This window comes from Salipiger sp. HF18, from assembly GCF_011806505.1.
Lineage (GTDB): Bacteria > Pseudomonadota > Alphaproteobacteria > Rhodobacterales > Rhodobacteraceae > Salipiger > Salipiger thiooxidans.
Map to the genome: position 1 here is coordinate 1 of NZ_JAATOS010000041.1, position 18922 is coordinate 18922.

Genomic DNA, 18922 nt, shown 5'->3' on the forward strand with positions numbered 1-18922 from the left:
CTGCCGGTTGACGATCTGCCGGTTCCGCGGTATGAACGGGTAGATGAAGCTCAGCAGGGTCACCGCGATGATGCCCATCGACAGCGCCCGGCCGAAGAACTGCCCCGCCACGTTGCCCATGGCGTCGCCGATGGTCCAGCTCTGCACGAAGGCCTCCTCGGCGATGCGCCCGAGGATCAGGCCCAGCACGATGGGCGAGACCGAGAAGCCCCGGCGCGTGGCAAGCCAGCCGATCATGCCCAGCACCACCATGACGCCCACGTCGGCAAGGCTGTTGCGGATCGCGAAGCTGCCGATCACCGTCATGAAGGCCACCACCGGCACCAGCCCGGCCTTGGGCGCCTGCACGATGGCGCGGTAGGCGAAGCGTCCGATCAGCAGCCCCACCGGCAGCATCAGCAGGGTCGCGAGGAACAGCCCGAAGATGAAGGTGTAGACGATGCTCGAACCCTCGGAAAACAGCGTCGGCCCCGTGCGCACGCCCTGCACCAGCAGCGCGCCGAGGATCACCGCGTCGGGCGGCGTGCCGGGAATGCCCAGCACCAGCGTCGGGATGAAGCCGCCGCCCACGGTGGCGTTGTTGGCGGATTCCGTCGCCACGATGCCGCCCGGGTTGCCCTGCCCGTAGGCGGGCTCGCCGCGCCCGGTGCGCCGCGCCTCGGAATAGGCCACGAGCCCCGCGATGGAGCCGCCGGCACCCGGCAGCGCGCCCACCAGCGTTCCGATGACCGAGCTGCGCAGCAGGTTGATCTTTTCGCGCAGCATGATCGCCACCGCCTCGGGCAGTCGGAAGCCGCGCGACTGCTCGGGCTGCTCGAGATGGCGCTCGGGGCGGGCCACCAGCTCCATCAGAACCGGCACGCAGTAAAGGCCGATCAGGGCCGAGACCGTCTCGATGCCACCCAGCAGCGTGTTCGAGCCGAAGGTGAAGCGCACCTCGGCGCTGGTCTCGGAAATCCCGATCATGGCGATGAGAATCCCCAGCCCCGCCCCGATCAGCCCCTTGAGGAAATCCCCCGTCGACAGCGCCGCGATCAGCGACAGGCCGAAGACCGCGAGCCAGAAGTACTCCACCGGGCCGAAGGCAAGCGCCGCCTCGGCCAGCGGCGGGGCGAGCAGGAGCAGCGCCAGCGCGCCCACCAGCCCGCCCACCAGCGACGACAGGCAGGCCACCGAGACCGCGAGATCCCCGTCGCCCTTCTTGGCCATCGGGTAGCCGTCGAAGGTGGTGCCGATGGCCGAAGGCGTGCCCGGCGTGTTGAGCAGGATGGCCGCGTAGGCGCCGCCGTAGATCGCCCCGGTGTAGATCGCGCCCAGCAGGATCAGTGCGCTGTCGGGCGACATGGCGAAGGTCACCGGCACCAGCACCGCCACCGCCATGGTGGCGGTCAGCCCGGGGATCGAGCCGATGATGGTGCCCGCGGCGACGCCCAGCAGGGCGAGAAGGATGTTGAGCGGCGACATCGCCGCGATCAGGTAATCGAGCATGAAAGGATCCCGTGCGACGCAACGCCTGTGTCAGCCGGCCGCCACGGTCCCGGTGCCCGAGGGGCCCGGCCGCGCGGCATCACGGACGGGCGCCGCAGCCATTCCGCGGCACCCGTCGCTCAGGTCTGTCAGTTCAGCACGCCGGCGGATTTGGCGGCGGCGATGTATTCCTCGGACCGCTCGGCCATGAAGGCGTCCATCTCGGGGCCGTAGGGCACGTCGACCAGCGCGTAGCCGCCGTCGATCATCTTCTGCCGGAACTCCTCGTCCCGGTTGATCGCCGCGATGGCGTCCGAGACCTGCTGACGGGTCTCCTCCGAGGCGCCCGAGGGCACGGCGATGCCGCGATAGGCGCCCGAGACGATGTCGTAGCCGAGCTCGCGGAAGGTCGGCACGTCGGGGAAGGCCGGGTGGCGCTCTTCGGTGGCCACGGCCAGCAGCCGGGCCTTGCCCTCCTGCCCCACGCCCACGGTGGTATAGCCCCATTCCGCCGCGACCTGCCCGCCGAGCATCGCGGTCACCGCGGCGCCGGTGCCCTTGAAGGCCACGTAGGTGGTCTCGACGCCCGCGAGCTGGTCGAACTTGACCTGCACGAGGTGGTTGGCCGAGCCCTTGCCCGAGCCCGCGAAGGTCACCTGCCTGGGTGTCTCCCTGGCGGCGGCGATCAGGTCGTCGAGGGTCTGGAACGGGCTGTCCTCGCGCACCACGATGGCGTCGGGCGTGTAGTGGAACCAGTAGACCGAGGCGATGTCATCGGTGGTGAAGCCGACGTTGCCCTGCTCGGGCTGCACGATGATGTGCGGCAGGTTCACCCCCATGATGACCGAGCCGTCCGCGGCCATGGAGTTGAGCTGCGACCAGCCCACGGCCCCGCCGCCGCCGGGCTTGTAGGAGACCACGAGCTCGTCGCCGTAGAGCGCCTTGAAGTAGGGCTGCTGCATGCGCGCGGTCACGTCCGACTCGCCGCCCGGCCCGAAGGGGATGACGTAATCGACCGGACCGGGCGGAAACTCCTGCGCCTGTGCCGTGCCGGTGAATGCCGCGAGCGCCGCGGCCAGGATGATGGACTTTCTCATATGATCTCCTCCCTGAGTCATGAGACGGTCTGTTGCGGCGGGCTCAGGCGCCCGCCAGGGCTTCGATCTCCTCCAGAAGATGCCCCGAAACCCGCAGACCCGCGCCCTCCTCCAGGGCGCGCCGGGCCTGCAGGCGAGACTCGCCGGGCAGTCGTGTGCCCTCTTGTGCGAGAATGGCGTCGAGCAGGGTCTCGAGCCGCGGACCGAAGCCCGCGCCCGGAACCCGCGACGTGTCGAAGGCGAGGATGAGCTGCCCGACCCCGGGCGGCGGCCCTTCGGCGTCGAAGAACGACGCCGCCTCGTCCGAATGCTGCGCGCCGGTGAGGGTCGCGGCGAGGATCTCGACCACCAGCGCCAGCGCCGCGCCCTTGGCATCGCCCGCGGGCACCATGGTGCCCTGCAGCGCCGCCGCCGGGTCGGTGGTGGGCCGGCCCTCGGCATCGAGCGCCCAGCCCTCGGGGATCGGCGTGCCGGCCTTGGCGGCGGCCATGACCTTGCCGCGCGCGACGCGCGACAGCGACAGGTCGATGACCAGCGGCGGCTTGCCCGGACGCGGGGCCGCGAAGGCGATGGGGTTGGTGCCGAACAGCGCCGCGCTGCCGCCCCAGGGTGCCATGGCCCTGGGCGAATTGGCGACCATCAGCGCCGCGAGGCCACGCCCGGCCAGCCGTTCGACATGGGCGCCGAGCTGCCCGCAGTGATGCGAGCGCCGGATCGCGGCGACGGCGACGCCGGTCTCGGGGGCGCGCGCCGCAAGCTCCTCGATGGCGAGGTCGATGGCGGGAAAGGCAAAGCCGTCGCGGGCGTCGATGTCGACCCGCGCCGCGCCGCCCGGTTCGGCCACCGGGCAGGCCGCGCCGCTGACCTTGCCCGAGCGCGCCTGCGCCGCATAGGCCGCCACGCGCGAGAAGCCGTGGCCGCGCTGGCCGTCGATCTCGGCCGCGACCAGCGCCCGTGCCACGCTTGCGGCGTTGCGCGCCGAAACCCGATTCGCCTCGAGCACCCGCCGGATCAGCGCCTCGGCCTCGTCGCGGCGCATGACGCGATCAGGCGTCGGCATGGGCAAGCTCCCGCAGCACGTTCTCGACGGTGATGGCACTGACGCGCGCGTTGGCCTCCTGCGTGACCCCGGCAACGTGTGGAGTGAGCACGAGGTTCTCCAGTCCCGCGAACTTTTCTGCCGCCTCTGCCGTCAGCGGCTCGGTCTCGAACACGTCGAGCGCCGCCCCGCCAAGCCGCCCGCTGCGCAAGCCCTCGGCCAGCGCCGCCTCGTCGACGATGCCGCCGCGCGCGGTGTTGATGACCACGGCGCCGGGCTTCATCGAGGCGATGGCCTCGGGCCCCACCAGCCCGCGGGTCTCGGGCGTCAGCGGCACGTGCAGCGAGATCACGTCCGCGCTGGCGAGCAGCGTCCCGAGATCGCAGCGCCGCACGTCCTGCCACGCCGGGTCGGTGTCGGGCAGGTAGGGATCGAAGGCGGCGATCTGCATCCCCATGGCCCGCGCCCGCTCGGCCACGGCCCGGGCGATGCCACCGTAACCCACCAGCCCCATGACCCGGCCCGAGACCTCGGCCCCGATCAGCGCGTTGCGTGGCCAGCTGCCCGCGATCATCGACGCGTTGGCGCCATGCACCCCGCGCAGCAGCGACAGCGTGACCGAGATCACGTATTCCGCCACCGAAAGCGTGTTCGCCCCGGTGGCAGGATGGACCACGACGCCGCGCGCGGCGCAGGCCCCGAGGTCGATGTTGTCGAGACCGACGCCCAGCCGGCCGATCACCCGCAGCCCCGGTGCCGCGTCCAGCACCGCCGCGTCGACCTGCGTGCGGTTCCGCACGATCAGCGCCTGCGCCCCGGGAAGCGCCGCGAGCAGCGCCTCCCGGTCGTCGACGAGGCCCGGATCGTAGGTCACCGCGATCTCCGGCCCGAATTTCGCCAGCGCGGCCTCGTCGATGAATTCCGAGACGACCACCCGCATCCGGTCAGGCCGACCGGTAGAGCTTGGTGAGCGAGAACTCGCGGTGCCCCAGCGCCTCGGCGGCGGTGTTGCGGCCGTTGGCGGTGCGCACGATCATGTCGATGAGCGCGTCGCCGGCATCCTCGATGGTCATCTCGCGGGTCAGCACGCCGGTGACGTCCACGTCGATGTGCTCGGACATCGTGCGCAGGGTGCGCGGGTTGCCCGAAATCTTGATCACCGGAACGATGGGGTTGCCGACCACGTTGCCCTGCCCGGTCGGGAAGGTGTGGATCACGTAACCCGCCGCCGCCATCAGCACGACGCATTCCGCCGCCGCGGAAGACGTGTCCATGAAATAGAGCCCCGGCCCCTTCTTCGGTGCCACCGCAGGGCCCATCGCGTCGATGTAGGACGAGCTCTTGCCGATCTTCTCGAGATTGCCGAGCGCCTTCTCCTCGATGGTGGTCAGGCCGCCGAGGATGTTGCCCTTGGTGGGCTGGCTGTCGGAAAGGTCAGAGGTCTTGTAGGGCTCGATCACCTCGTCCTGGTAGGCCTGGAAGATCTTCATGAAGGCCTCGCCCGCCTCGGGGGTGGCGGCGCGCTTGACGCAGATGTGCTCGGCCCCGGTGATCTCGGAGGTTTCGCCGAAGCAGCCGTAGATGCCCTCGGGCAGCAGCTTGTCGTACATGTTGCCCACGGTCGGGCAGGACGACAGGCCGGTGGTGGTGTCGCTCTCGCCGCACTTGGTCGAGATCCACAGGTCCGAGATCGGGCACGGCTCCTTCTGCAGCTCGGTGGCCCAGTGGACGTATTCCTTGGCCTTCCAGCTCGCCTGCCGGATGGTCTCGAAATCGCCCTTCTGCTCGATCGAGAAGCCGGTCACCGGCTTGCCGGTCTCGGCGATGCCGTCGACGATCACCTGCGTCCACTCGGGTTCGATGCCGATGACCACCACGGCGGCCACGTTGGGGTTGGCGCCGGTGCCGATCATGGTGCGGAAATGCAGGTCGAGATCCTCGCCGAACTGCAGGCGGCCATAGGCATGCGGGATCGCCAGCGTGCCCTTGACGTTGTTGGCCACCGCCTCGCAGGCGGCGTTCGAGATGTCGTCCACCGGCAGGATGAGCACGTGGTTGCGCACGCCCACGCGGCCGTTCTCGCGGCGCCACGCATTCAGGGTGATGTTGCTGATATCGAATGCCATTCCGGTCACCACCGTTTCGTCTTGCAATTGTGGATGTGGACGTGACCGCCCTTCTCGGCGGTGCCGACCATCTTGCCGATGTCCTCGCCGTACTTGATGACCGTCTCCCCCTCGCTCAGATCCCGGAGCGCGACCTTGTGGCCGATCGGGATGTCGGCGTTGGCCACCAGCGAAAAGTCGGAATTGTCCTCGGTGACCACGCAGAGCATCTCCGTCCCCGCCGTCAGCCCCTCGACCACCACGACCCCCACGTTGTCCTCGCGGTCGTGCACAAGAAGATGTGGTTTGCCCACGTCAGGCCCTCCTCTGCCCAGAATCTCTCCTGAGGGAAGGCGTAACATCTACATCAATACTTATACAAGACTAATTATATAAAACTTGTTGCCGGTGGCGCAGGGATGCTAACACCGGATGACCACACGGAGGATCATGAATGGCGCCACCGCTCTACCAGGTCGTGATGAACACCATCGTCGACCGCATCGCCTCGGGCAGCCTGCCCTCAGGTGCGATGCTCCCCAGCGAAACCCAGCTCGGCGCCGAGCTCGGCGTCAGCCAGGGCACGGCGCGCAAGGCGCTGATGGAGCTCGAGGCGCGCGGACTGGTGCAACGGGTGCAGGGGCGCGGCACCTTCGTGACGGTGCGCACGCCCGAGACCTCGCTGTTCAATTTCTTCCGCCTGCGCAACCCCGACGGCACGCTGGAAAGCCCGCGGCTCGAGTGGGAAACCGTGCGCCGCCGCGCCGCCACCCCCGAGGAACGCGCCGAGCTCTTCGGGCGGCCCGAGTTGGTGATCGAGATCGAGCGCGTGCGCAGCCTCGCGCAGCGGCCGGTGACGCACGAGGTGTCGGTGGTGTCTGCGGCGCTGTTCCCAGGGCTCGCCGACCGGGTGCCGCTGCCCAACACGCTCTACGTCTTCTACCAGCAGGCCTATTCGGTGATCATCGTGCGCGCCGACGAACGGCTGAGCGCCCACGCGGTGTCAGAGGCCAGCGCAAAGGCCCTCGGCGTCCCCGCGGGGACGCCGGTGCTCGAGGTGCGGCGCCGGGCCATCGACGTGCTGGACCGGGTGGTCGAGCTGCGCAGCAGCCAGAGCCTCACCGACCAGCACGATTATTTCGTCTCGGTGTCCTGATCCCCGCGATTGCGCGGGGCGCAGGATCAGATCATGCGCCGGAGCACCTCGTCCCGCCACAGGAACCGGTGCCCCAAAGCATCGCGCCCAGCACCAGCGAGCCGCAGATCATGTGCAGCACCGTGACCGTGGCGTAGGCGCGCGGCTCGTTCCGCATCGGCGCGTGGAAGGCACGGCCCATCCGGTCGAGCAGCAGGTACTGCGCCGCCACCAGCGCCACCACCGCCCGGTGCAGCAGCTTCTGGGTGGTCGAGTAGCTGGCGGGCGCCGGGACGGCGGGGGCAAGGGTCATCGCCGGGTCCTTTCGTGGCAGCCGGACGTCCGACCCTCAGACGAGGTAGCGGCGGAACCACTCCACCGTCCGTGACCAGGCGAGCTCGGCCGCCTCGGCTTCGTAGCGCGGGGTGGAATCGTTGTGGAAGCCGTGGTTGGCGCCCTCGTAGATATAGGCCTCGTAGGTCTTGCCGTTGGCGTCGAGCGCCGCCTTGTAGGCGGGCCAGCCGGCGTTCACCCGCTCGTCGAGTTCGCCGTAGTGCAGCAGGATCGGCGCCTCGATCCGGGGCACGTCGGCGGCATCGGGCTGGCGGCCGTAGAAGGGCACCGCGGCGCCGAGCTCGGGATAGGCCACCGCCGCCGCGTTCGACACGCCGCCGCCGTAGCAGAAGCCGGTGATGCCGACCTTGCCGGTCACCTCCTCGTGGGCCATCAGGAACTCGATGGCGGCGAAGAAGTCGTTCATCAGCTTCTCGGGGTCGACCTGCTGCTGCAGCGCCCGGCCCTCCTCGTCATTGCCGGGATAGCCGCCCACCGGGGTCAGCCCGTCGGGCGCCATGGCGATGAACCCCGCCTTGGCCAGCCGCCGCGCCACGTCGGCGATGTAGGGGTTGAGCCCGCGGTTCTCGTGCACCACGACCACACCGGGCGCGGTCTCGACCCCCGCCGGGCGCACCATGTAGGCGCGCATCTCGCCGTGGCCGTTGGGCGAGGGATAGGTGATCCAGTTGGCCTTGATGTCGGGATCGTTGAAGCTCACCTGCTCGGCCAGCGCGTAATCCGGCGACATCATCGACAGCACCGCCATGGCGGTGAGCCCGCCGGCGGTGAACCGGCCCGCCCGCTCGAGGAACTCGCGCTTGGTGATCATGCCGTGGGCGTAGAAGTCGTAGAGCTCGAGCAGCTCGGGCGAGAAATCCCGCGCGGTCATGCGGGCCTTCGGGGTATCGAGTGTCATGGGCTTCCTCCTCCTCTCTGGTGATCCGGCGCGGGCCCGGGGGCCCGGCCGGGGTCATTCCGCCGGGGTGACGGCGGCCTTCTCCTCCGTCTCGCGGCGCCTTGGCAGGACACCTTCGATCAGAAGGTAGATCACGGGGGTGACGAACAGGGTGAGCACGAAGGCAAAGGCCAGCCCGCCGGTGATCACCATGCCGATGGCGACGCGGCTCTCGGCCCCCGCCCCGGTGGCCAGCGCCAGCGGCACCGCCCCGAGAATGGTGGCGATGGTGGTCATGGTCACGGGCCGGAGCCGGGTGACGGCGCCCTCGATGGCCGCCTCGCGCAGGGCGTGGCCCTCTTCGCGCAGCTGGTTCGAGAACTCGACCATCAGGATGCCGTTCTTGGCCATGAGCCCCACGAGCAGCACCAGTCCAACCTGGCTGAAGACGTTGACCGACTGCCCGGTGAGCCAGAGCGTCAGCGCCGCCCCGCCCAGCCCCAGCGGCACCGTCAGCATGATGACGAGCGGCGTGCGGAAGCTCTCGAACTGCGCGGCAAGCACGAGGAAGACGATGGCGAGCGCCATGCCGAAGACCACCGCCATGCCGCCCGAGGCGCGGGCGAAATCCGCCGCCTGCCCGTCCCATGCCAGCGAGGCCCCGGCGGGCAGCGCTCGCGCCGCGGTCTCGACCCGGTCAATGACCTGCGCCAGATCAGCGCCGGGGGCGAGGTCGGCCTCGACGCCGACGCTGTGGATGCGGTTGTAGCGGGTGATCGCGGGCACCGTCGCCACGTCCTCGATGCTGGCGAAGGCCGAGAGCGGGATCAGGTCGCCGCGGCTGTTGCGCAGCAGGATCGACATGAGATCCGCCGGGTTGTCGCGGTCCTCGGGCGCGGCCTGCAGGATCACCGGATACTGCCGCCCGCCGTCGCTGAACTCGCCCACGGTGCGCGAGGCGACCAGCACCTGAAGCGTCGAGGACACGGTCTCGGCGTCGAGCCCGAGGTCCTGCGCCCGCAGCCGGTCGACGGTGAGCGTGGCGCCGGGCTGGTTGACGTCGTAGTCGACCTCGACCCCCGACAGGTCCGGGTCGTCCTCGAGCCGGGCGGCCAGAGCCTCGGCCCATTCCGAGGCCTGGCCGATCTCGGGCCCGCCGAGCAGGAACTGAAGCGCACCGGTCCCCGACGAGATCCCGAGCCCGCCCGAGGGCCGCATGAAGACCTGCACTTCGGTCAGGTCCGACAGCTCGCCGCGCAGCCGGGCGATGACCTGCTGCACGCTGACATCGCGCGCGTCCCACGGCGCCAGCCCCACGAACATCAGCGCGCGGTTGAGCTCGCCGAAGGCGCCGACGATGGCGGTGACATTCTCGACCAGCCCCTCGTCGCGCATCGGCTCGAGCGCCGCCTCGATGCGGCCCACCGCGTCGTTGGTGTAGGCGAGGTTTGTGCCCTGCGGCGCGCTGACGATGACGACGAAACGGCCGCGGTCCTCCTGCGGGGTGACCTCCTGCGGCAGCGCGAGGTAGAGCGCCACGCTCGCCGCCACGGCGAAGCCCGCCGCGCCGAGCACGATCTCGGGCACCTTCAGCACCGCGGTGAGCGCGCTGCGATAGCCGCGCTCGATGCGCGACAGCACCGCGTCCACGGCGCGGGTCAGCAGGTTGGTCTTGCCCTCGCGCGGCAGCAGCCGCGACGCCAGCACCGGCGCCATGGTGAGCGCCACCAGCCCCGAGACCGAGACCGCCACCGCCAGCACGATGCCGAACTCGCCGAAGAGCTTGCCGATCTCGCCTTCCATGAAGCTCACCGGCAGGAACACCGCGATCAGCACCGCGGTGGTGGCGATCACCGCGAAGTTCACCTGGTTGGCCCCCTGCCGCGCCGCCTCGGCCCGGCTGAGCCCCATGGCGCGGTGGCGCTGGATGTTCTCGAGCACCACGATGGCGTCATCGACCACCAGCCCGATGGCGAGGATCATCGCAAACAGCGACAGCACGTTGAGCGAGAAGCCCAAGAGCAGCATGGCGAGCGCGGCGCCGAGGATCGAGACCGGGATGGTCACCACCGGCACCAGCGACAGGCGCGCCGAGCCCAAGAACAGGAAGATCACCGCAGTGACCAGCAGCACCGCCTCGAAGAACACCTGCGCCACCTCGTCGAGCGTGGTGCGGATGAAGGCCGCCTCGTCGGTGGTGACGCGCAGCGACATGCCCTCCGGCAGGGTCGGGCGGATCGCCTCGATCTCGGCCCGCACCGCGTCGGAGATGGCGACCGTGTTGGCCTGCGCCTGCGCCTGGATGCCCATGCCGAGGCCGGTGGCCCCGTCCGAGCGGAACATGCTGTCGGACCTCTCGGCCCCCTCCTCGATGCGCGCCACATCGCCAAGCCGCAGCGGCCGTTCGCCGTCGTCGCGGATGGCCAGCCGGGCGAATTCGTCGGCGCTGGTGAAGCGGGTCCGGGCAAGGAGCTGAAGCTGGCGCGCGCCGGTCTCGATCTCGCCCGCGGGCAGCTCGACGTTGTTGGCCTGCAGCGCTGCGGTGATGTCGCCGGAGGTGACGCCATGCGCCGCCATCAGGCCCGCATCGAGCCAGATTCGCATCGCCCGGGCGCGCTCGCCGAAGATCTGCGCATTGGCGACGCCGGGCAGCCGCGCCAGCCGGTCGGTGAGGAAGCGGTCGGCGTAATCCGAGAGCTCGAGCGGCGTCATGCCGGGCGAGGACAGCGCCAGCCGCACCACCGGGTCGCCCTCGTCGTCGTTCTTCTCGACCCTGGGAGCGTCGGCGCCGTCGGGCAGGTCCCCGACCACCCGGTCGATGGCGGTGCGCACATCATTGGTGGCGCTGTCGATGTCGCGCGAGGGCTCGAAGATCAGCACCGTGCGCGAGCGGCCGCGCTCGCTCTCGGTCTCCATGCTCTGCAGGCCCGACAGCCCCGCCAGCGCGCCCTCGATCACCGAGGCGACCTGGTTGTCGATCACGTCGGGCGCGGCGCCGGTGTAGCTCACCCGAACCGTCACCTCGGCGGTGTCCACCTGCGGCAGCTCGCGCACCGGCAGGCGGCTGAGTGCCATCGCCCCGATCAGCACGATCAGCAGGTTGAGAACCGTGGCCAGCACCGGCCGCCGGACGGACAGGTCGGGAAGGCTCATCGCCCCGCCTCGACCTGCCGCAGCGGCTCGATCTCGACCGGGTCGCCGTCCGAGAGGCGCTGGAGGTTGGTGACGATCACCGCCGCCCCCGGCTCGAGCCCCTCGACCTCGATCATGCCGTCCCGCAGCCGCCCGGTGGTAACCGCGATGCGCCGCGCGACGCCATCCCGCACCACATGCACGTAGCTGGCCCCGCCCGAGACGCTGAGCGCGCGCTCAGGCACCGCCAGCGCCTCGTGCTCGTCGAGCGTCAGCGTCGCCTGCATGTACATGCCCGCGGTCAGTAGCCCGTCCTCGTTCGGCACCTCGGCGCGCAGCCCGACAGAGCGCGTGGTCTGATCGACCCGGGTGGCCATGGCGCTGATGGTGCCGGTGAAGCTGCGGTCGGGGAAGGCAGGCGAGGTCAGCGCCACGGCCTGCCCCCGCTGCAGCCGGGCGTAGTAGCGTTCGGGCACCGCGAATGCGACCTGGATCACCGACAGATCGTCTAGCGTGGTGACCTCGGTGCTGCTGTCCACCAGCTGCCCCCTCGCGAGATCCGAAAGACCCACGACGCCGTCGAAGGGCGCCACGAGGCTGCGGTCGCGCAGCACCGTCTCGGCCATGTCGCGCTCGGCATTGGCGCGCAGCAGCGTCGCGCGGGCGGCCTCGAGGTTGGCCTCGGTGACGCTGCCGGTGGTCTGCAGCCGCTCGAGCCGGGCGAAGGCGGTCTCGGCCTCGGCCACCGTCGCCTCGGCCGAGGCCAGCGCCGCGCGCGCCCCGGCGTCGTCGAGCCGCACCAGAAGATCGCCCTCCTGCACCCGCTGCCCGGCCGCGAACAGCACCTCGTCGACGCGCCCCGAGGCCGACGGGTGCAGCGTCACCGCGTGGCGCGCGAGCGTGCTGCCCACCGCCTCGACGGTTTCGGCGAAGCACAGCAGCTCGGCTGGCCGGGTCTGCACCACGAGCGCCGTCTCGCCGCGCTGGCGGTTGCCGGCGGCGGGGTCGGTCGCGGCGAGCATGTCGCCGGTCAGCACGAAGCCGCAAAAGCTGGCGGCGACGAGCAGCACCACGCCGAACAGGATACGCAGGGAACGCATGTCGAAGGATCTCCTTCAGGGCCGCAGGGGTCCTCGGGCAACAGGGTGGGATCGGTGCCAGACTCGCGCGTCCGCAGCGCAGGAACAATCGAACTTATCGTGTGGAGGCCTGCGGAAAGCACTTCAGCTTCCCCTCAGCTTCGCACGGCAGACTGCGAGGTCGCACGCCTGCCTCAAAATAAGGCTCAGACGGTGGCCTCCGGCGGAAAGCGCAGCTCGGCCGAAAGCCCGCCGAGATCGGCGGAGCGGCCCAGCGTGACCGTGGCGCCCATCCGGCCCGCGACCGAGTCGACGATCGACAGCCCCAGCCCCGCGCCATGCGCCCGCGCACCGTCGCCGCGCCGGAACCGCGCGAAGAGGCGCGCACGCTCGGCCTCGGGGATGCCCGGGCCCGCGTCCTCGACCCGCAGCCACGCGACGCCGCCTTCGCTGCCGCAGCTCACCCGCACCTGCCCGCCGGGGCCGCCGTGGTGCAGCGCGTTCTCGACGAGGTTGCCGACAAGCATGCCAAGATCCTCGGGCCGGATGCGCAGCATCACCGGATCGGCCGCAAGCTCGAGCTCGGTGTCCTGCCGCACCGCCGCCGGGAACAGCTCGGAGACCACCGAGGCCAGCGCCTCGTGCAGGCAGGTCTCGGGCGCATCGGGGCGGTCGAGCCGGTCGGCGCGGGCAAGGCGCAGCAGCTGCTGGGCCAGACGGGTCGAACGGTCGACGCCGCGCAGCACCTGGTCCAGCGCCTCGCGGCTCGGCACATCGAGCGCGGCGCGGTCGATGGTCTCGACCTGCGCCCGGATCGCCGCCAGCGGCGTGCGCAGCTCGTGGCTGGCGTCTGCGACGAAATCGCGCTCGCTGGCGATGGCGTCGCGCAGCCGCGACAACAGGTCGTCGAGCGCCCGCACCAGCGGCTGCAGGTCCTCGGGGACGCCCTCGGTGCTCACCGGATCGAGCGCCCCGGGACTGCGCGCCGCAAGCTGCGCCCGCAGCCGTTCGACCGGCGCCAGCGCCCGGCCGACCCCCACGTACATGACCGCCCACATGCCTATCATCACCAGCGCCATCGGCAACGCCGCACCACCGACCACGGCAGTGGTGAGCTGGCGCACCTCTTCCTTCTTGAGCCCGGTGATCACCTGCACCGTGCCGTCGCGCGCCTCGGCGCTGGCAAGGTAGTAGCGCCGCGTCTCGAAGCCGTCCCCGGGCATCGCCACCATGCCCTCGGGGGCGAGCGCGCTGCGCAGGACCGGCTGGCCCTCGCGCAGGACGATGACGAAGAAGTTGCGGTCGCGCCGGGCCCGGACGCTCTCGACCGCCTCCTCGGCGGTCATCGCGGTCTCGTCCAGCACCTGCGCGAGCGTGAAGGCGAGATGCTCGAGCTGGTCGATGTAGGAATCGCCGATCTCGTCCCAGCTGCGCATGAGGATGAAGCCGCTGCCCACCAGCCACAGCAGGAAGAGCGGCGGCAGCAGCTCGCGGAAGAGCCTCCGGCGCAGGCTCAGCCGGGCGGCGGTTCCGGAGGCGGCGGCGGGCGGCGGGGTCACGGGATCATGTAGCCCACGCCGCGCAGGGTGCGGATGCTGGCGGCGCCGATCTTGCGGCGCAGCGCCGAGACGTAGACCTCGACGGTGTTGCTCTCGGCGCCTTCGTCCCAGCCATAGAGCATCTGCTCGAGCTGGGGCTTGGGCACGACGCGGCCGCGGCGCTCGGCGAGGTAGACCAGCAGACGGAACTCCTTCTGCGGCAGGGTCAGGACGCGCCCGGCAAGGGTCACGGTGTGGGCCTGAAGATCCACCGTGAGCTGGCCCAGCTCGATGCGGTCGTCGCCCCGCCCCTGCGCCCGGCGCAGCAGCGCCCGGCAGCGCGCCAGCAGCTCGCCGGTGTCGAAGGGGTTCAGCAGGTAGTCGTCGGCGCCGTGATCGAGCCCGCGGATCCGGTCCTCGACACCGTCGCGCGCGGTCAGCACCAGCACCGGCGTCACGTCGCCCCGCCCCCGCAGCCCGCGCAGGAGCGTGAGCCCGTCCTGCCCCGGCAGCCCCAGGTCGAGCACCACCAGATCGAAGCCGCCACCGCGCAGCATAGCCTCGGCCTCGAGCCCGTCGCGGCTCCAGACCACGTCGGCGCGGTCGCGGCCAAGGCTCTTGACCAGCGCATCGCCCACGATGGCGTCGTCTTCGATCAGCAGAATGCGCATGAGCTCTCCGGCAGCGGTACCCGCCCCATAGTCGGCCAAACTGAAGCCAGACTGAAGGGGGGGGCCGGTCAGGACGGCCATGCCTCGGTGTAGCTCGCGACGCGCTGGTCGAAGGCCTCGAGGAAGGCTTCGAGATCCGGCCCCAGAGACATGCCGCGCGGCCGGATGATCGCCAGCCGGAAGCGCTGCGGCCCGTCGAAGGGCCGCGCCAGCCCGCCCCGCGCCACATGCTCGCGCGCGGTGAACGGATCCACCAGCGAGATCCCCAGCCCCCGCAGCACCAGCGCCGAGACGATGGTCGAGAGATGCGAGCGCACCGCGATCTCGGGGCTCTCGCCCATCTTGGCGAACTCGCGGTTCAGCATGCCCCCGGTCGCGGTGTTGTCCGAGAAGCCCACCACCGTCCGGCGGGGAAAGTCCCCGAAGCCGATGCTCTCGCGCTCGGCCAGCGGGTCGCCGGGCGGCAGGATGCAGACATAGGGCAGATCGATGGTGCGGATCAGGTCGACGTCGTGTTCGTGCCGGGTGGGCGAGTTGAAGCCGAGCTGGCTCTGCCGCGCCGCCACCCGGCGGATGACGTTGTGGGTCTGCATCGATTCCAGCGAGAGCCGGAAGTTCGGCCGCGCCGCCAGCAGGTCCGCCAGCGCATCGGGCAGCACCGTGTGCGCCAGCGCCGGCATCGCCGCGATCGACACCGTGCTGCGCCGCCCGAGGCGGATGTCATGCGCCGTCTTCTCGATGGCCGAGAGACCGACGAAGGCGCGCTCGACCTCGACTGCGAGCTCGCGCGCCTCGGGGGTGGGGACGATCTTGCCGCCGAAGCGGATGAAGAGCCGCAGGCCCGTGCGATCCTCGAGATCGCGGATCAGCCGGCTCACCGCGGGCTGCGACACGTTCATGATCTCGGCAGCGCCCGAGACGCTGCCGGTCTCGAGAACCGTGTGAAAGGCTTCCAGTGCGCGTTGCGACAGCATCGGTATAACATTCCCGCATAAAGGTCGCGGGTATTGTTATTTGATTTATGCCCCCCGTTGCAAGGAAACTGCCCCGAACCACGCTCTGAAAGTCACGCACCGCCCCATGTATACCCGTTCCGAACCGCTGCGGCAGCCGGTCCAGTTCAGCTTCGAAGGCCAGCCCGTCGAGGCCGAGGCGGGCGAGACGCTGGCCGCGGCCCTGCTGGCCGGCAATGTCGGCGCATTCCGCACCACGCCCGTCAGCGGCAGCGACCGCGCCGCCTATTGCATGATGGGGGCGTGCTTCGAATGCCTCGTCACCATCGACGGCACGCCCAACCGGCAGGCCTGCATGACCGAGGTGCGCGACGGCATGGTGGTCACCCGCCAGAGGGGGCCCGCATGAGCCGCCGCGATCTCTGCATCATCGGCGCCGGGCCCGCGGGCATGGCCGCCGCCGTCGAGGCCCGCGCCGCCGGGCTCTCCGTCACCGTGCTCGACGAGGCGCTGCGCCCCGGCGGCCAGATCTACCGCGACGTGACCCGCGCCAGCGAGGCGCGGCTGGCGATCCTCGGGCCCGACTATGCCGCCGGTCAGGCGCTGGCCGCGCGCTTTGCCGCCTCCGGGGCCGAGCATCTCTGCGGTGCCTCGGTCTGGCACATCGAGCAGGAGGAGGGCGGGTTTCTCCTGTCCTACTCGCAGGACGGCGCCTCGTCGCAGGTCGAGGCGGCGAAGTTGATCGTCGCCACCGGCGCGCTCGAGCGCCCGATGCCGCTGCCCGGCTGGACCCTGCCCGGCGTCACCACCACCGGCGCGCTGCAGATCCTGCTCAAGACCTCGGGCGTCGTGCCCGAGGACGTGGTGCTGGTGGGCTGCGGGCCGCTTCAGCTTCTGCTCGCGGCACAGCTCGTGGCGGCGGGCAGGCCGCCCCGCGCCATCGTCGAGACGGTGCCCACCGCGAACTACCTCGCGGCGGGCAAGCACCTGCCGCGCGCCCTGCGCGGGTTCGGCTACCTCGCCAAGGGCGCGGGGCTGCTGCTGAAGCTCAGGCGCGCGGGCGTGCCGATCTACCGCGACGCGCAGGCCATCGCGCTCGAGGGCGACGCCACGCTCGAGGCGGTGCGCTTCACCAGCGGCGGCCGCGGGCACCGGATCGAGACCACCACCGCGGGGCTGCATCACGGCGTCGTGCCGAACCAGCAGGTCACCCGGCTGATGCGCTGCGAGCACCGCTGGAACGCCGACCAGCACGCCTTCGCGCCGGTCTGCGACAGCTATGGCGAAACCTCGGTGCCCGGGCTCTTCGTGGCGGGCGACGGCGCGGGCATCCGCGGTGCGGTTTCGGCGGCGCTGGCCGGGCGGCTGGCGGCAGCGCGCATCGCGGGCAGGCCCGACAGCGCCACCGCGCCGCATGTGCAGGCGCTGGCCAGGGACGCCGCCGTGCGCCCCCTGCTCGAGGCCCTCTACCGGCCCTGCGCGCAGGCGCTCTCCCCGTCCGACGACACGCTGGTCTGCCGCTGCGAGGAAATCACCGCCGGCCAGATCCGCGCCGCCGCCACCGCGGGCGCGCCGGGTCCGAACCAGGTCAAGGCCTTCCTGCGCACCGGCATGGGCCCCTGCCAGGGCCGCACCTGCGGGCTCGCCGTCACCGGGCTCATCGCGCAGAGCAGCGGCCGCAGCCCAGACGACACCGGCTATTTCCGCATCCGTCCCCCGCTGAAGCCGCTGACGCTCAGCGAGATGGCCGCGCGGGACGACTGATCCCGCGCGCCCCGAACGATCACTCCCTCACGACCCCAAGAAAAGGACGTCTCCCCATGATCACCCGTCACATCCAGGGCAAAATTCACCACCGCATCGTCGAGCACGGCGACACCGTCTACATCGGCGGCCTCGTCGCCACCGACAAGACCAAGGACATGAAGGGCCAGGCGCAGGAAATCTTCGGCAAGCTCGAAGAGCTGCTGGCACAGGCCGGCACCTCCAAGGAGAAGCTGCTGCAGGTGATGATCTACTCGGCCGCCTTCGACCAGAAGGACGCCTTCAACGAGGCATGGTGCGAGTGGCTCGCACCCGAGACCTTCCCCGTCCGCGCCTACATCGGCGGCGCCGAGCTGTCGCCGGGCACCCTGGTCGAGGTCGTGACGGTCGCGTCGAAGTAACCTCTTCCCCCAATAAGTCTCCCCACTTGCCTCCCGCCTTGCGGGGGGCCTTTTTTGTTGGCCCGGGTGTGTTCGTGCCCGCCTGTCATGCAGGTCCCCCGCGACCGCCGCGACACGCTTCCGCCCTGACCGGGCCTGAACCCCATCGCGGCGTTTCCTTGCGACGCGCGACGCGATAGACTGCGCGCCGAGGCAGACGACAAGACACAACAAACAAACAGGACGAAACCATGCGAGGACCAGCCATCAGGACGCTGGCAGCCGGGGTGCTGTCGGCCATCGTGCTCGCCCAGCCCGCCGCCGCGGCCTGGCGCGAGAAATTCGAGGTATACGGCGTCGCCGAGGGCGACATGCTGAAGATGCGCGGCGGACCCGGCACCGGGTTCGACGTCTGGGTGGGCCTGCCCAACGGCACCGTGGTGCGCGTGCACGAATGCACCCAGACCGGCGGCACCCGCTGGTGCGAGGTGTCGCTCGAGCGTGCCCGCAGCCTGCGCGGCTGGGTCTCGTGGGCCTACCTGCGCGAACTTTGAACGCCGGGGGGGTTGCCCCCGGGCCACGCCCGGGCCGCCATCCGGCCCCGCCAGCTTGATCGCCACCGGCCACGGGTCCATATCCGTGGCCGTGCGGGACGACCCGCGCCCGTTGCTCCATCCCGGGACGGCCCGGCCCAATGTCAGGAGGGCCGTGTCATGGCCTGGTTCCAGCTCGTTCTCGCCGGATGTCTCGAAATCGTCTGGGCGTATTTCATGAAGAAATCCGAGGGCTTCACCCTGCTCATTCCCAGCGTCGTGACGCTGGTCGCGATGGTGGCAAGCTTCGCGCTGCTTTCGCTTGCGATGCGGGTGCTTCCGCTCGGCACCGCCTACACGGTCTGGACCGGGATCGGCGCGCTCGGCGCCTTCGTCGTGGGCATCCTCGTGCTGGGCGAGGCGGTGACGCCGATGCGGCTTGCGGCGGCGCTGCTGATCCTCACCGGCCTCGTGCTGATGAAGCTCTCGTCCAACTGACCGCCCCTCCCCCGCAACGGAAAACGCCCCCGCCTTGCGGCAGGGGCGCCGGCCCGTTCCGTGAGTGATGCCGGCCGTTCGGAGGCTCAGACGCCTGCCAGCGCCGCGGCCACCTTTTCGTCGCCGTAGAGCTCTTCGGCCCGCGCCCGGCTCATGCGGCCGTCGCGCAGGTCGCCCGCAAGCGCCGCCACGTCGCGTTCCGCCACGGCGCCATAGCCGCCGCCGCCCGGGGTCTCGAGCCGCACGTTCTCGCCCTTGCCGAGGGTCAGCCCCGCGATCATCGGGCTCAGTTCCTCGGCA

General features: G+C 70.7%; 19 protein-coding genes and 1 pseudogene. 6 read left to right on the forward strand and 14 right to left on the reverse strand.

Annotated features, from left to right (window positions below; genetic code table 11):
- The 6 genes from HC022_RS06655 to HC022_RS06680 form a co-directional block, all read right to left on the reverse strand.
- Window positions 1-1488: tripartite tricarboxylate transporter permease (locus HC022_RS06655; protein ID WP_167451884.1), on the reverse strand; the 1488-nt coding region annotated here is incomplete at its 3' end.
- 128 nt (window positions 1489-1616) lie between these two features.
- Window positions 1617-2564, reverse strand: a complete 948-nt coding sequence (locus HC022_RS06660; protein WP_167451885.1) for a tripartite tricarboxylate transporter substrate binding protein — start codon at window positions 2562-2564, stop codon at window positions 1617-1619.
- A gap of 43 nt (window positions 2565-2607) precedes the next feature.
- Window positions 2608-3624, reverse strand: a complete 1017-nt coding sequence (locus HC022_RS06665) for an Ldh family oxidoreductase (RefSeq protein ID WP_217703910.1) — start codon at window positions 3622-3624, stop codon at window positions 2608-2610.
- The gene (locus HC022_RS06670) at window positions 3611-4543 is read right to left on the reverse strand and encodes a hydroxyacid dehydrogenase (RefSeq protein ID WP_167451886.1); all 933 of its coding nucleotides are present in this window, start codon (window positions 4541-4543) and stop codon (window positions 3611-3613) included. The genes HC022_RS06665 and HC022_RS06670 overlap by 14 nt, the downstream gene beginning before the upstream one ends.
- A gap of 4 nt (window positions 4544-4547) precedes the next feature.
- Window positions 4548-5729 carry a UxaA family hydrolase gene (locus tag HC022_RS06675; protein ID WP_167451887.1) on the reverse strand — a complete coding sequence of 394 codons (1182 nt, stop codon included), beginning with the start codon at window positions 5727-5729 and terminating at the stop codon, window positions 4548-4550.
- Between the two features lie 5 nt (window positions 5730-5734).
- Window positions 5735-6022, reverse strand: a complete 288-nt coding sequence (locus HC022_RS06680; RefSeq protein WP_167451888.1) for a UxaA family hydrolase — start codon at window positions 6020-6022, stop codon at window positions 5735-5737.
- A 140-nt stretch (window positions 6023-6162) separates the two neighbouring features.
- Here HC022_RS06680 and HC022_RS06685 point away from each other — a divergent pair, with 140 nt between their 5' ends.
- Entirely contained in the window at window positions 6163-6864 is a 702-nt protein-coding gene (locus tag HC022_RS06685) for a GntR family transcriptional regulator (protein ID WP_167451889.1), read from the forward strand.
- A gap of 31 nt (window positions 6865-6895) precedes the next feature.
- On the opposite strand, the gene HC022_RS06690 is transcribed toward HC022_RS06685, so the two are convergent.
- The 7 genes from HC022_RS06690 to HC022_RS06720 form a co-directional block, all read right to left on the reverse strand.
- Window positions 6896-7156 (reverse strand): hypothetical protein, encoded by a 261-nt coding sequence (locus tag HC022_RS06690; RefSeq protein WP_167451890.1) that lies wholly within the window; start codon window positions 7154-7156, stop codon window positions 6896-6898.
- A 36-nt stretch (window positions 7157-7192) separates the two neighbouring features.
- On the reverse strand, window positions 7193-8095 hold the full coding sequence (yghX, locus tag HC022_RS06695; RefSeq protein ID WP_167451891.1) for a YghX family hydrolase: 903 nt from the start codon (window positions 8093-8095) through the stop codon (window positions 7193-7195).
- Window positions 8096-8149: 54 nt separating this feature from the next.
- Window positions 8150-11227: an efflux RND transporter permease subunit gene (locus HC022_RS06700; RefSeq protein WP_167451892.1), complete on the reverse strand. Its 3078-nt coding sequence runs from the start codon at window positions 11225-11227 to the stop codon at window positions 8150-8152.
- Window positions 11224-12306 (reverse strand): efflux RND transporter periplasmic adaptor subunit, encoded by a 1083-nt coding sequence (locus HC022_RS06705; RefSeq protein WP_167451893.1) that lies wholly within the window; start codon window positions 12304-12306, stop codon window positions 11224-11226. The genes HC022_RS06700 and HC022_RS06705 overlap by 4 nt, the downstream gene beginning before the upstream one ends.
- Before the next feature lie 185 nt (window positions 12307-12491).
- A complete protein-coding gene (locus HC022_RS29805) occupies window positions 12492-13844 on the reverse strand; it encodes an ATP-binding protein (protein WP_167451894.1) in 1353 nt (450 codons plus the stop codon).
- On the reverse strand, window positions 13841-14494 hold the full coding sequence (locus HC022_RS06715) for a response regulator transcription factor (protein WP_167451895.1): 654 nt from the start codon (window positions 14492-14494) through the stop codon (window positions 13841-13843). Before HC022_RS06715 ends, HC022_RS29805 begins: the two co-directional genes overlap by 4 nt.
- Before the next feature lie 68 nt (window positions 14495-14562).
- Window positions 14563-15468 (reverse strand): LysR family transcriptional regulator, encoded by a 906-nt coding sequence (locus tag HC022_RS06720; protein WP_167451896.1) that lies wholly within the window; start codon window positions 15466-15468, stop codon window positions 14563-14565.
- A 106-nt stretch (window positions 15469-15574) separates the two neighbouring features.
- Here HC022_RS06720 and HC022_RS06725 point away from each other — a divergent pair, with 106 nt between their 5' ends.
- From HC022_RS06725 to HC022_RS06745, 5 genes are all read left to right on the forward strand, one after another.
- Entirely contained in the window at window positions 15575-15856 is a 282-nt protein-coding gene (locus HC022_RS06725) for a (2Fe-2S)-binding protein (protein WP_167451897.1), read from the forward strand.
- Window positions 15853-17211: an NAD(P)/FAD-dependent oxidoreductase gene (locus tag HC022_RS06730; RefSeq protein WP_167451898.1), complete on the forward strand. Its 1359-nt coding sequence runs from the start codon at window positions 15853-15855 to the stop codon at window positions 17209-17211. The genes HC022_RS06725 and HC022_RS06730 overlap by 4 nt, the downstream gene beginning before the upstream one ends.
- A 56-nt stretch (window positions 17212-17267) precedes the next feature.
- Window positions 17268-17612 carry a RidA family protein gene (locus tag HC022_RS06735; protein WP_089959895.1) on the forward strand — a complete coding sequence of 115 codons (345 nt, stop codon included), beginning with the start codon at window positions 17268-17270 and terminating at the stop codon, window positions 17610-17612.
- A gap of 230 nt (window positions 17613-17842) precedes the next feature.
- Window positions 17843-18145 carry an SH3 domain-containing protein gene (locus HC022_RS06740; RefSeq protein WP_008887701.1) on the forward strand — a complete coding sequence of 101 codons (303 nt, stop codon included), beginning with the start codon at window positions 17843-17845 and terminating at the stop codon, window positions 18143-18145.
- Window positions 18146-18304: 159 nt separating this feature from the next.
- Window positions 18305-18622 (forward strand): multidrug efflux SMR transporter, encoded by a 318-nt coding sequence (locus HC022_RS06745; RefSeq protein ID WP_008887654.1) that lies wholly within the window; start codon window positions 18305-18307, stop codon window positions 18620-18622.
- 86 nt (window positions 18623-18708) lie between these two features.
- Here the strand turns inward: HC022_RS06745 and HC022_RS06750 are convergent.
- Window positions 18709-18922, reverse strand: a pseudogene (locus HC022_RS06750) (hydantoinase B/oxoprolinase family protein); the annotation flags it as partial.

Excerpts from the sequence above, each read along its gene's own strand:
- HC022_RS06705 (WP_167451893.1), bottom strand. The coding sequence starts at position 12,306 with ATGCGTTCCCTGCGTATCCTGTTCGGCGTGGTGCTGCTCGTCGCCGCC.
- HC022_RS06690 (WP_167451890.1), bottom strand. The coding sequence starts at position 7,156 with ATGACCCTTGCCCCCGCCGTCCCGGCGCCCGCCAGCTACTCGACCACC.
- HC022_RS06740 (WP_008887701.1), top strand. The coding sequence starts at position 17,843 with ATGCGAGGACCAGCCATCAGGACGCTGGCAGCCGGGGTGCTGTCGGCC.
- HC022_RS06685 (WP_167451889.1), top strand. The coding sequence starts at position 6,163 with ATGGCGCCACCGCTCTACCAGGTCGTGATGAACACCATCGTCGACCGC.
- HC022_RS06675 (WP_167451887.1), bottom strand. The coding sequence starts at position 5,729 with ATGGCATTCGATATCAGCAACATCACCCTGAATGCGTGGCGCCGCGAG.
- HC022_RS06715 (WP_167451895.1), bottom strand. The coding sequence starts at position 14,494 with ATGCGCATTCTGCTGATCGAAGACGACGCCATCGTGGGCGATGCGCTG.
- HC022_RS06720 (WP_167451896.1), bottom strand. The coding sequence starts at position 15,468 with ATGCTGTCGCAACGCGCACTGGAAGCCTTTCACACGGTTCTCGAGACC.
- HC022_RS06730 (WP_167451898.1), top strand. The coding sequence starts at position 15,853 with ATGAGCCGCCGCGATCTCTGCATCATCGGCGCCGGGCCCGCGGGCATG.
- HC022_RS06660 (WP_167451885.1), bottom strand. The coding sequence starts at position 2,564 with ATGAGAAAGTCCATCATCCTGGCCGCGGCGCTCGCGGCATTCACCGGC.
- HC022_RS06665 (WP_217703910.1), bottom strand. The coding sequence starts at position 3,624 with ATGCCGACGCCTGATCGCGTCATGCGCCGCGACGAGGCCGAGGCGCTG.
- HC022_RS06700 (WP_167451892.1), bottom strand. The coding sequence starts at position 11,227 with ATGAGCCTTCCCGACCTGTCCGTCCGGCGGCCGGTGCTGGCCACGGTT.
- HC022_RS06745 (WP_008887654.1), top strand. The coding sequence starts at position 18,305 with ATGGCCTGGTTCCAGCTCGTTCTCGCCGGATGTCTCGAAATCGTCTGG.
- HC022_RS06670 (WP_167451886.1), bottom strand. The coding sequence starts at position 4,543 with ATGCGGGTGGTCGTCTCGGAATTCATCGACGAGGCCGCGCTGGCGAAA.
- HC022_RS06725 (WP_167451897.1), top strand. The coding sequence starts at position 15,575 with ATGTATACCCGTTCCGAACCGCTGCGGCAGCCGGTCCAGTTCAGCTTC.
- yghX (WP_167451891.1), bottom strand. The coding sequence starts at position 8,095 with ATGACACTCGATACCCCGAAGGCCCGCATGACCGCGCGGGATTTCTCG.
- HC022_RS06735 (WP_089959895.1), top strand. The coding sequence starts at position 17,268 with ATGATCACCCGTCACATCCAGGGCAAAATTCACCACCGCATCGTCGAG.